Below are 11,882 nucleotides of genomic sequence, written 5' to 3' on the forward strand. Positions count from 1 at the left end.
GCCTTGACGATCAGGCTCCGCACCCCTATAGGCTCACGCATGATCCACGTTGCGACCAATTCCATCGCCCGTCGCCGCCGGGCTTGCGCGGTATGGGCGGTCGTCTGCGTTTAAGATCATCGCCTCTGCCGCCGGATCATCTCCCGCGGCATCTTTCCCAAGAAAAGCAACGCGGTCGATCTGGCGGCTCCTAGCCACCTCCGGAGTTCGACATGTATACGCCACCGCCGTTCAAGCCCGACCGCGCCGCAAGTCTCGCCTTTGCGGAAGCGCGCGGGTTCTGCCTTGTCTGCGCCTGGGACGGCGCCAAGCCGATCGCTTCGCCGCTGCCGTTCTATCTGTCCTATGCTGCCGACGGGACGCCGCGCGCGGTGTTTCATCTTGCCCGTCACAATCCGCTGATAAAGCTTGCGGGGACTTCGTCCTGGCTGCTGGCCGTCACTGGATCGGATGCCTATGTGTCGGCGGATTGGTACGTCTCGCGGGATCAGGTGCCGACCTGGCTCTATCAGGCTGTGCACCTGAGCGGTCCGGTGCGGCCGCTATCGGATGATGAGCTTGCGGTGCAGATCGATACGCTCAACGCCAAGTTCGAGAACAGGCTGTTGCCGAAGAAGCCGTGGACGTCGGCGAAGATGACCGCCGCGCGGCTGGAGGCGATGAAGAAGGCAATCGTGGGCCTTGAGATGACGGTTGAAGAGGTCGAGGGCAGCTTCAAGCTCAACCAGCACAAATCCGAAACCGACTACGCGGCGGTGGCGGGCGCGCTCGCCTCGCAGACCGATGCCGGCGCGCAGCAGATTGCGCATCTGATGCGGGAAGCGCGGCCGCAAGCCTTTGCAAATGAACCGAACACGCTCGAAAGGAGCGAGCCATGAGCCTCTCTGACGTCAAGCCATCCCCGACCGTCGGCAGCTCCGCAAAGGCCGCCGTCTTCGTCGACGGTGCCAGCGGAACAACGGGCCTCGGCATCAATGAGCGGCTTCGGCTGCAGAACGACGTGGTGGTGAAGAGCATTGCCGAAGAAAAGCGCAAGGACGCAGGTGCCAAGCGCGCGCTGATGGAGGAGGTGGATCTGGTGATCCTCTGCCTGCCGGACGATGCCGCGAAGGAGACCGTAGCGCTGATCGACAGTATGGGCACAGCGGCCCCCCGCGTGCTCGACGCGTCGACGGCGTTCCGCGTCGCCAGCGACTGGGCGTACGGCTTTCCGGAGCTCGCCCCGGATCAGGCGGACAAGATCCGCACCGCCCGGAAGGTCTCCAACCCCGGCTGCTATCCGACTGGCGCGATCGCGCTGCTCCGCCCGCTGGTGGATGCTGGCGTCCTGCCGGCGGACTATCCGATCACCGTCAACGCCGTCAGCGGCTATTCCGGCGGCGGAAAGTCGATGATCGCAAGCTTCGAGGATGGCACCGCGCCAGCCTTCGAACTTTATGGTCTCGGCTTCGAGCACAAGCACGTGCCGGAGATGCAGCTCTACTCGCGGCTGACGCGCCGGCCGATCTTTGTGCCGTCGGTGGGCAACTACCGGCAGGGTATGCTGGTGTCAGTGCCGTTGCAGCTCGAGACGCTGCCGGGCAACCCCGGCGCGGCCGACCTTCACGACGCGCTGGCGAGACGCTACGCCGGAAGCCGCTATGTCTCGGTCATACCGCTTGAGAATGAGGCTGCCAAGAGCGGGCGGATCGAGCCCGAGGCGCTGAATGAGACCAATAGGCTCGAACTGTATGTCTTTGCCAGCGACAAGCACCATCAGGCGGTGCTGGTCGCGCGGCTCGACAACCTGGGCAAAGGTGCCTCGGGCGCGGCGGTGCAGAACATGCGGCTGATGCTGGGGCTCGCTGAGGCCTAAGCCTGAAGTGGGCGACACTGTTCCCGTCAGCGTGACTGCGTTGCGCACAGCGATGCGGTCACGATTCTGCCGGAGCGACATTGGACGATCGGCACAATAGGGACGCGCTCAAAGGCTCACCAGAAAACTGGATGAGGTCAGTTGCCGCAGATGAGGGCGCGCGCCCGCGATCCGATGGCTGGCGCGCACAGGGCGCATCCTGTCTGCGTACGCTTTTTGCGAACACAATGCGCAAAAAATGATGCTCGTACGCAACGCTTTGCAGTGCAAGACTTCCTATTGCCTTGCAATCCAGTGGTCGCGAGCGCTCCGCAAACACGGAGATGAAGCTGGCTCGCAGGCTCAGCTTGCCGTTGTGGTGACGACGATGGCTACCCGACGGTCGGCTGAATCATTTCCAGTCCAAAGGGGCAGGCATGCGGACCGCTACACTCATGAAACAGTGCCTTGCTATCTGTGCGATGGCCTTGTCGGTCATGGGTTCGCCAGCCCAGGCGCTCGATAAGGTTGTTTACGGCCTAAACTGGGTGCCACAAGGGGAGCACTGCGGGTTCTTCCAGGCCCAGGCCAAGGGCTACTACAAGGACGCAGGCCTCGACGTCGAACTTCGTCCCGGCAATCCAAACGTCAATATGCCCCTCATGGTCGCTGCCGGCGAAATCGACATGGGCATGGGGTCGAGTTTCACAACGCTCAATCTGGTCAATCGGGGCGTTAAGGCCCGTACGGTCGCGGCATTTTTCCAGAAGGACCCGCAGACGCTGGTGGCTCATGCGGGCCAGGGCGTTTCCACCCTGCAGGACGTGAAGGACCGGCGGATCATGATCGGCCAGTTCTCACGAAACGAATTCTGGCAATTCCTGAAAGCCAAGTTCGGCTTCTCGGATGATCAACTGGCGGCCTACAGCTATTCGGCTGCGCCGTTTCTTGCCGATCCCAAGGCCGTGCAGCAAGGCTATATCACCGAAGACGCCTTGCTGCTCGGCAAGGCCTTGCCTGCACCGCCCGTATCGATCCTGCTTGCCGACTATGGCTACGACAATTATGCGACCACGATCTTCGCCACTGACGCCTATATTGAAGGTCATTCCAACACCGTTCAGGCCTTCGTCGATGCAACCCGAAAGGGGTTCGAAGAATGTATGACGGGTGACGCCACACCGGCCATGAAAGCTATCCTCGCCGTCAATCCAACCGGGGGAGAGGAACTGTTCCGCTTCAAGCTCGATCAGATGCGCAAGCGCGAGCTTGTCCTTGGAGGCGATGCCGACAGGCTGGGGATTGGCGCCATGACCGACGAACGCTGGACCCGCTTCTTCGACACGCTCGCCACGGCAGGAGTCTATCCGAGAACGCTCGACGTGAGATCCGCCTACACGCTGCGATTCAGCAACATCAAATGACCGCTCGACCACCTGATGTGTTTGCCGAGAGATTTCGATGCCTCAGATGACCCTTCCCATCGTCGATATAGCCCCCTTCGTCCAAGGTGACGGTGCGGCCCGCCAGAAGGTCGGACTGGCGTTTGGTCATGCGTTCGAAAGTATCGGTTTCGCCGTTGTGGTCGGGCACGGGGTGCCGGAACAGCTCGCGAGCGACACCTATGGCGCTGTGAAGGATTATTTCGCGCAGTCCATGGCGACGAAGCTGCAGAATGCGGCACCCGAGAAGACCAAGGGGCGCGGCTATCTGCCGATCGGAATCGAGAGTGTCGCCAAGACCCTGTCGGGCGAAACGCCGCCTGACCTGTGCGAGGCCCTGGTGTTTGCGGCTCCGCACCGGGAAGCCCACAGCGGCCGGCCGAATATATGGCCCGCCAGTCCGGTCGGGCTTCGAGACTTGGTTGAAGCCTGGTCGGCCGAGATTATGACGCTCGCCGCCCATCTCACGCGTCTTTCGGCGTTGGCCCTCGATCTGCCAGAAGACTATTTCGCGTCTTCGTATGCCGATCCATCGATCACGCTGCGCTTTGTGCATTATCCCGATCAGCCGCAACCGCCTGCGCCGGGTCAATTGCGCTATGGCGCCCATCATGACTACGGTGGCCTGACCATCCTGCGGCAGGACGAGGCGCCGGGCGGTCTCGAGGTCTGTGATCGCGACGGGACATGGAGCGAGGTTGGCGTCGTCCCGAATTCCTTCGTGATCAATGTCGGCGATCTGATGTCGCGATGGACCAATGGCCGCTGGCGCTCGACGCTGCATCGGGTATCCAACCCCGATCGCAGCCTCACAGGCTCGACCGCGCGCCTCTCCATGGTGGCCTTCACGGGACCGAACGAGTCGGCCGAAGTCGCCTGCCTCCCGACTTGCGTCGATGCGGAGCATCCCGCGCTGTACGAGCCCGTGTTGGCTGGCGACTACATTCGCGCCAAGCTGACGGCATCCATGGATTTGGGCGTGAAGCCCGAGGCCAGGCCACAGCCGTGAAGCACTGTAATCAGAACACCCTGAAGATCGCCACCGCGAGTACGGCCTGCGCCAGGAAGCCGACGACGAAGGCGAGGGTGCGGAACACCGGCAGGCCGAGCGTATAGACGATCAGGTGCGCGACGCGGGACCAGAAATAGACGGCGCAAGCGAGCACGGTCCATTTGGTCGAGTAGTCGATTGCGTTGAGGATCAAGACCAGCGGCGCGAAAATGATGAGGTTCTCGACCGCGTTGTCATGCGCGAACATCAGCCGGTTCGCCCAGTCGGCGTGAGGCTTGTCGTTGCGCGACGGATTGGCCATCGCGCCGGCGAGGCCGCGGACCTGGCAGCGGTTGATGGCGTAGGGAATCCACAATATTCCGGTCAGAATTACCGTCAGCGTCAGCCAGAACAGTTCGCGCGTCATTGGTTTCCCCTCGGTTGAGCTGCGTCCCGTCTGGAGCGTGATGGTTTTTCTGCTCCGATGGACGCTTGATTATACCGAAGCGGCGCGCCTCGCGCTATGCGCGAACCCGGACATAGCTGCCGGGAGCTTCTTCGATCGGTGGCAGTGCCTCCGAGCCGACCGCGCGCGCAGGCACTGTCTCGGCATCGATGCTTTCCAGCCATTCGCGCCAATCGGGCCACCACGATCCCTTGTGCTCCTTGGCGCTCTTCAGCCAGTCGGAAAGCTTGGCGTCCTTGATGTTGTCGTTGGTCCAGTACTGGTACTTGTTGGCCGCAGGCGGGTTGACCACGCCGGCGATATGGCCGGAGCCGGACAGCACATATTTCACCGGCCCGCCGAAGAATTGCGATCCGTACAGCACCGACTCGGCCGGCGCGATGTGATCCTCGCGGGTCGCGAGGTTGTAGACCGGCACCTTCACCTTGGAGAGATCGAGCAGCGTGTTGTCCAGCACCATGGTGCCGGAGGAAAGCCGGTTCTCCAGATAGCAGTTGCGCAGGTAATAGGAATGGTTCGCCGCCGGCATCCGCGTCGCGTCGGAGTTCCAGTGCAGCAGGTCGAACGAGGAGGGCGGCTGCCCCTTCAGGTAGTTGCTGACGACATAATTCCAGATCAGGTCGTTCGAGCGCAGCATGTTGAAGGCCATCGCCATCTTGCTGCCCTCGAGCACGCCACGCTGCTCCATGTCGCGCTCGAGCGCGGAAATCTGGTCCTCGTCGACGAACACCAGGAGGTCGCCGGCATGGGTGAAGTCGACCTGCGAGGCGAAGAACGTGGCCGAGGTGACGCGCACCCGGCGCTTCTCGGCGAGCCAGGCGAGCGTCGCGGCAAGGAGGGTGCCGCCGACGCAATAGCCGACGGTGTGAACCTTCATCTCGCCAGTCACCTTCTCGATGACGTCCATCGCGGTCAGCGGTCCTTCGGTCATGTAGTCGGAAAAGGTCTTCTTGCCGAGATCGCGATCGGGATTGACCCAGGAGATCACGAACACGGTCAGTCCCTGGTCGACGCACCATTTGATGAAGGACTTCTCGGGCCTGAGATCGAGGATGTAGTACTTGTTGATCCATGGCGGCACGATCAGGAGCGGCGTGCGCAGCACCGCCTCCGTGGTCGGCGAGTACTGGATCAACTGCATCAACTCGTTTTGATAGATCACCTTGCCCGGCGTGGTCGCCATGTTGACGCCGACCGCGAGGTTGGTCGGGTCGGACTGGCGGATCCGCAGCGTGCCGTGGCCGGCCTCGATGTCCTCCGCCAGCATCTTCATGCCGCGAACGAGGTTGTCGCCGTTGGTCTCCATCGTGGTGCGCAGCACTTCCGGATTGGTCAAAACGAAATTCGACGGCGCCAGCGCGTTGGTGATCTGCTGGACGTAGAACTCGGCCTTTTTGCGGGTGTGTGGGTCGATGCCCTCGGCGTTGCGCACCAGCTCCTGCGCCCATTGCGTGGTGAGCAGATAGAGCTGCAGGATGAAGTCGAAGAACTGGTTCGATCGCCATTCCGGGTCGGCGAAGCGCTTGTCGCGCGGTGCGGGGTCAATCGCGGCCTTGGCTTCCTGGCCGGCCAGGCGGCGGGCGGCTGAGCCGAACAGGTCGAGATAGGCCTTGCCGAGCTTGGTCTGCAGGTCAGCGGCCCGATCCTGGTCCGAGAGCCAGTATTCGGCGACCGCGGTGAAGGTCTTGATCACCTCCGCAAACTCGCCTCCCGCCTTGTCCTTGATGTCAGCGTTTTCGCGCGGCTTCAGATAGGCCGCAAGCGCTTGGCCGGAGCTCTCCAGCGCACGCGCAATGTTCATTGCGAAGGCTTCGCCGTCGAACTTCTTTGTGGCCTGGGTTTCGAGGGTAACGTCGCTCATGCAGTGGACACTATCGCTTCAATTGAGCCGCGTCATCGCGCGGTGCGGCAAGCAAGATGTAGGATTTCTCTAGGTTTTCGCATTGTTGCACTGCGACAAATTCCTCCCAGTTCCGACACATTGAAGCCGCATCAATCGGATTTGTTGTTCACGACTTAATCGTTTCGGGCGACAATGGTTTGAACGGTTAGGGCAGAGCCGAAGCGATTAGACGATTTGTCGCTGCAAAGCTCGTACCAGTGATTGGTTACCGGCAAGTGGGGACTTCCGGACGTATGCGTATCGATCGAATGAAAAGGCTGCTCGCGGTCGGCGCGCTGCTCGGGTGCGCGGTTGCGCTTGGCGGCTGCTCCACGTCGATCGCGGATCTTCCCGGCGTCGGGGTGCCAGCCGATGCCCCGGCGCGTCCGAAGGAGGCCAGCGGCTATCTTCCGGTGCACGATATGCCGCCGGATCGTGAGGAGGCGCCGATGAAGCCGGCGGAGCAGGCCAAGATCGAGGCCGAGCTGAAGGCCGCGCGCGACCGCCAAGCCACGGCCGCACAAAACGCCGGCAAGTGAAGCGGCAGCAAGCTAATCGCTGGCGCTGCCACCGCTACATGCTAAAAGAACCTCAATTCAACCGCATATCCGGTCGCCGAGCCCAGATTTTGCGTCTGGAAACGCTCTAAGTCATTGATTGGGCGTAATTTCCGGGCCAAACCGGGCTTGGTCTCGGCAAACCGCGTAAAGGCGCGCGATTCTGCCGTGCCGGTCGTCGGAGCAAAGGTCCCATGGAAGAGTTCTATCGCATTCGCCGTCTGCCGCCTTACGTGTTCGAGAAGGTCAACCAGGCCAAGGCAGCGGCGCGTAATGCCGGGGCCGACATCATCGACATGGGCATGGGCAACCCGGACCTGTCGACGCCGCCCCATGTGCTCGAGAAGTTGAAGGAAACCCTCGGCAAGCCGCGGACCGACCGCTATTCGGCCTCGCGGGGCATCAACGGCCTTCGCAAGGCGCAGGCTGCGTATTACGCGCGGCGATTCGGCGTGAAGCTCAATCCGGACACCCAGGTGGTGGCGACGCTAGGCTCGAAGGAGGGCTTTGCCAATGTGGCGCAGGCGATCACCGCGCCCGGCGACGTCATCCTGTGCCCGAATCCGAGCTATCCGATCCATGCCTTCGGCTTCCTGATGGCGGGCGGGGTGATCCGCTCGGTGCCGTCGGAGCCGACGCCGCAATTCTTCGAGGCGGTGGAGCGCGCGATCATCCATTCGATCCCGAAACCGCTCGCGCTCGTGGTCTGCTATCCCTCCAACCCGACGGCCTATGTCGCCGATCTCGACTTCTACAAAGACCTCGTCGCCTTTGCGAAGAAGCACGAGATCTTCATCCTGTCGGATCTCGCTTACGCCGAAGTTTATTTCGACGACAACAATCCGCCGCCTTCGGTGCTGCAGGTGCCGGGCGCGATGGATGTCACCGTCGAATTCACCTCGATGTCGAAGACCTATTCGATGGCCGGCTGGCGCATGGGCTTTGCGGTCGGCAACGAGCGCATCATCGCGGCTCTGGCGCGGGTGAAATCCTATCTCGATTACGGCGCCTTCACGCCGATCCAGGTGGCCGCGACTGCGGCGCTGAACGGGCCGGACGACTGCATCCGCGAGATGCGCGAGACCTATCGCCGGCGACGCGACACGCTGGTGGAAGCCTTCGGCCGCGCCGGCTGGGACATCCCGCCGCCGCAAGCCTCGATGTTCGCCTGGGCGCCGCTGCCGAAAGCGTTCGAGGATGTCGGCAGCATGCAGTTCGCGACCCTGCTTGTGGAAAAATCCGGCGTGGTGGTGTCGCCCGGCGTTGCCTTCGGCGAGCACGGCGAGGGCTTTGTCCGCATCGCGATGGTGGAAAACGAGCAACGTATTCGCCAGGCCGCGCGCGGTGTGCGCCGCTTCCTTGAAAGCGGCATCGAAACGTTGCACAACGTGGTTCCTCTCGCCAACCGGCGTTAATCTCCTCCGGCAGGTCTGTTTGCAATGGTCGCACCGCTGAAAGTGGGCATAGCGGGGCTCGGCACCGTTGGCGCCGAAGTCGTCCGCCTTATTGAGCAGCAGGGTGCCGCCTTGGCGGCGCGCAGCGGCCGCGGCGTGCGCGTCGTCGCGGTCACCGCGCGTTCGAAGAAGAAGCGCGGCCTCGATTTGCGCGGCATCGACTGGGCCGAAAGCCCGCAGGCGCTGGCCGAGGATTCCAATGTCGATTGCTTCGTCGAATTGATGGGGGGCGCCGATGATCCCGCCTTCTCGGCCATCGAGACTGCGCTGAGGGCCGGCAAGTCGGTGGTGACAGCCAATAAGGCGCTGATCGCCAAGCACGGGCTGAAGCTTGCCAAGGCCGCCGAGCAGAATGGTGGCGCACTGAATTACGAAGCTGCCGTCGGCGCGGCCATTCCCGTGATCAAGACGCTGCGCGAGGGGCTCTCCGGCACCAGCGTCAATCGCGTCTACGGCATTCTCAACGGCACCTGCAATTACATCCTGACGCGGATGGAGCATGAGGGACTGTCGTTTGAGGAATGTTTGAAGGACGCGCAGCGGCTCGGTTATGCCGAAGCCAATCCGTCCTTCGACGTCGACGGACACGACACCGCGCAAAAGCTCGCGATCCTGGCGAGCCTCGCCTTCGGGACCAAGGTCGCGCAAACCGCTGTCTATGTCGAAGGCATTTCCTCGATCACGCCCGAAGACCTGCGTGCGGCGGAGGAACTCGGATATCGCGTCAAGCTGCTCGGCGTTGCGGTGCGAACTGCAAAGGGCATCGAGCAGCGCGTGCATCCCACCATGGTGCCGAAATCTTCGTCGATTGCCCAAGTGATGGGCGTCACCAATGCGGTGACGATCGACGGTGAGGGCATTCCGCCGATCACACTGGTCGGGCCGGGCGCTGGCGGGGCGGCGACCGCGTCCGCCGTCGTTGCCGATATCGCCGACGTCGCGCGCGGCATCCGCGCAACGCCGTTTGGCCGGCCGGTCGACAGCCTGCGCGCGACGACAAAGGCGCCGATGGAGCGCCATGAGGGCGGGTATTATATCCGTCTTCTGGCCCGCGACCACGCCGGCACCGCCGCGACCATCGCAACGCGGCTTGCGGAACAGAAGATTTCGCTGGAATCGATCGTGCAGCGCCACCGCAATGACGGTGATGTTAACGGTTCGGCCAAAAAAGCTTCACCGGTTCCTGTCATTCTGATTACCTATGCGACCAGTGAAGATGCGGTTCACCGGGCGCTCAAGGCCGTGCAGCGCGACAGGGTCATCAGCGGTCGCCCGCAGGTGATCCGAATTGAGAAAAATTAGTGTGCGATAGCGAACGCCTTCTACGTTAGATGATTGAATGCGGGCGAGGGGCCCGAAGGCTGAAGGAGTGCAGAGATGTCGACCCATATTTCCGTCCCGCCGCAACTTTTGCTCGAGCGCATTCTCACGCTCGAAATCGTGCGGGTGACGGAGCGGGCGGCGGTGTCGGCCGCGCGGCTGCGCGGCCACGGCCAGGAGAAGGCGGCCGACCAGGCCGCGGTCGACGCGATGCGCCGCGAACTCAACAAGTTGCCGATCGAGGGCACCATCGTGATCGGCGAGGGCGAGCGCGATGAGGCGCCGATGCTGTTCATCGGAGAAAAGGTCGGGCTCAATGCCGGGCCGAAGGTCGATATCGCCGTCGATCCGCTGGAAGGCACCACGCTCTGCGCGAAGAACATGCCGGGCGCGATCGCCACGATGGCGATGGCCGATGGCGGCACGCTGCTGCACGCGCCCGACGTCTACATGGAGAAGATCGCGATTGGTCCGGGCTACGACAAGAACGTGATCGAGCTCGACGCGTCGCCGGCTGATAACATCCAGCGGCTCGCCAGGGCCAAGGGCGTGCCGGCATCGGCGATCACAGCGCTGGTGCTCGACCGTCCGCGCCATGCCGACATCATCACGAGCATCCGCTCGACTGGCGCCGCCGTGCGCCTGATCACCGACGGCGACGTGGCCGGCGTGATCCACACCACCAACCCGGACGAGACCGGCGTTGACATCTATATGGGCACCGGCGGTGCGCCCGAGGGCGTGCTGGCCGCGGCAGCGCTGCGCTGCATCGGCGGCCAGATGCAGTGCCGCCTGATCCTCGACAGCGAGGAGAAGCGCGAGCGCGCGCACAAGATGGGCATCACCGATCCGAAGATGATTTACGGCATCGAGGACATGGCGCGCGGCGACTGCTTGTTCGCCGCCACCGGCGTCACCACGGGCTCGCTGCTGACGGGCGTCAAGTTCAAGAAGGACACGATCGAGACCGAGACGGTGGTGATGCGCTCGGTCACCGGCACCGTGCGCTACATCAAGGCGGAGCACCGCCAGCTCGAGAAGTTCCATCTCGATTGAGGATACTCCTTCGTCATTCCGGGGCGATGCGAAGCATCGGACCCGGAATGACGGCGTCAGAAACAAACGGGAGGCGAGCATGGCCGATCTTTCGGCGGTGAAGGCGCTGGTGTTCGACGTGTTCGGCACCGTCGTCGACTGGCGCACCAGCCTGATCAACGACTTCACGAAATGGTCGAAGACGCGCGGCATCGAAGCCGACTGGACCGCCCTCGTTGACGGCTGGCGCGCGGTCTATGCCGCCTCGATGGACGAGGTGCGCAAACATCCCGAACGCGGCTATGTCATCCTCGACATGCTGCACCGCCGCTCACTGGAGAAGCTGGTCGAGCAGCAGGGCATCAAGGGATTGACGGACGTCGACCTGCATTACCTCACCACGGGATGGCACCGCCTGCATCCCTGGCCCGATAGCGTAGCGGGGCTGGCGCGGCTGAAGGCGAAATACATCATCTCGCCGCTCTCGAACGGCAATGTCGCACTGCTGACCAACATGGCGAAGTTCGCAGGGCTGCCCTGGGACCTCGTTATGTCGGCCGAACTGTTCGAGCACTACAAGCCTGATCCCGAGACATATCTTGGCGCCGCGAAATTGCTGTGCCTGCCGCCGGAGCAGGTGATGATGGTGGCCGCGCACAACGGCGATCTCAAGCATGCGCAGCAGAACGGCCTGAAGACCGCCTTTGTGGCGCGTCCGACCGAATACGGCCCGCTGCAGAAGGTCGACTTCGAAGCAACCGGCGACTGGGATATCGTCGCCAAGGATTTCGGCGCGATCGCCGATCGGATGGGTTGCTAGCTGAGCAGCTCGTCGCGAAAAGCCAAGAAGAGCGCCACGCAGAAAGCCCTCAGCCTGAGGAGGCCGCGCAGCGGCCCTCTC

At 62.9% G+C, this 11,882-nt stretch carries 11 protein-coding genes; 9 read left to right on the forward strand and 2 right to left on the reverse strand.

What is annotated here, in order from left to right; genetic code table 11:
• The first annotated feature begins 212 nt into the window (after positions 1–212).
• The 4 genes from AC5ZGW_RS23440 (at position 213) to AC5ZGW_RS23455 (ending at position 4,285) form a co-directional block, all read left to right on the forward strand.
• A complete protein-coding gene (locus AC5ZGW_RS23440; RefSeq protein WP_130228030.1) occupies positions 213–878 on the forward strand; it encodes an FMN-binding negative transcriptional regulator in 666 nt (221 codons plus the stop codon).
• Positions 875–1,855, forward strand: a complete 981-nt coding sequence (gene argC, locus AC5ZGW_RS23445; protein ID WP_130228031.1) for an N-acetyl-gamma-glutamyl-phosphate reductase — start codon at positions 875–877, stop codon at positions 1,853–1,855. Before AC5ZGW_RS23440 ends, argC begins: the two co-directional genes overlap by 4 nt.
• Positions 1,856–2,289: 434 nt before the next feature.
• Positions 2,290–3,258 (forward strand): ABC transporter substrate-binding protein, encoded by a 969-nt coding sequence (locus AC5ZGW_RS23450; protein ID WP_130228032.1) that lies wholly within the window; start codon positions 2,290–2,292, stop codon positions 3,256–3,258.
• Between the two features lie 37 nt (positions 3,259–3,295).
• Positions 3,296–4,285: an isopenicillin N synthase family dioxygenase gene (locus AC5ZGW_RS23455; protein ID WP_130228033.1), complete on the forward strand. Its 990-nt coding sequence runs from the start codon at positions 3,296–3,298 to the stop codon at positions 4,283–4,285.
• A gap of 10 nt (positions 4,286–4,295) precedes the next feature.
• Here AC5ZGW_RS23455 and AC5ZGW_RS23460 read toward each other — a convergent pair whose 3' ends face one another.
• Both AC5ZGW_RS23460 and AC5ZGW_RS23465 read right to left on the reverse strand, forming a co-directional pair.
• Positions 4,296–4,694, reverse strand: coding sequence for an MAPEG family protein (locus tag AC5ZGW_RS23460; protein WP_130228034.1), 399 nt, complete (start codon positions 4,692–4,694; stop codon positions 4,296–4,298).
• Between the two features lie 94 nt (positions 4,695–4,788).
• Positions 4,789–6,594, reverse strand: a complete 1,806-nt coding sequence (locus tag AC5ZGW_RS23465) for a PHA/PHB synthase family protein (protein WP_463328038.1) — start codon at positions 6,592–6,594, stop codon at positions 4,789–4,791.
• A 290-nt stretch (positions 6,595–6,884) separates the two neighbouring features.
• On the opposite strand from AC5ZGW_RS23465, the gene AC5ZGW_RS23470 reads away from it, so the two are divergent.
• From AC5ZGW_RS23470 to AC5ZGW_RS23490, 5 genes are all read left to right on the forward strand, one after another.
• Positions 6,885–7,154: a hypothetical protein gene (locus AC5ZGW_RS23470; RefSeq protein ID WP_245474895.1), complete on the forward strand. Its 270-nt coding sequence runs from the start codon at positions 6,885–6,887 to the stop codon at positions 7,152–7,154.
• 212 nt (positions 7,155–7,366) lie between these two features.
• Positions 7,367–8,587 carry an LL-diaminopimelate aminotransferase gene (locus tag AC5ZGW_RS23475; protein ID WP_130228036.1) on the forward strand — a complete coding sequence of 407 codons (1,221 nt, stop codon included), beginning with the start codon at positions 7,367–7,369 and terminating at the stop codon, positions 8,585–8,587.
• A 24-nt stretch (positions 8,588–8,611) separates the two neighbouring features.
• Positions 8,612–9,928 carry a homoserine dehydrogenase gene (locus AC5ZGW_RS23480; RefSeq protein WP_130228037.1) on the forward strand — a complete coding sequence of 439 codons (1,317 nt, stop codon included), beginning with the start codon at positions 8,612–8,614 and terminating at the stop codon, positions 9,926–9,928.
• 75 nt (positions 9,929–10,003) lie between these two features.
• A complete protein-coding gene (gene glpX, locus AC5ZGW_RS23485; RefSeq protein ID WP_130228038.1) occupies positions 10,004–11,002 on the forward strand; it encodes a class II fructose-bisphosphatase in 999 nt (332 codons plus the stop codon).
• Between the two features lie 79 nt (positions 11,003–11,081).
• Positions 11,082–11,801 (forward strand): haloacid dehalogenase type II, encoded by a 720-nt coding sequence (locus tag AC5ZGW_RS23490; RefSeq protein WP_130228039.1) that lies wholly within the window; start codon positions 11,082–11,084, stop codon positions 11,799–11,801.
• Positions 11,802–11,882: the final 81 nt, after the last annotated feature.

The organism is Bradyrhizobium sp. Crot121 (assembly GCF_059512385.1).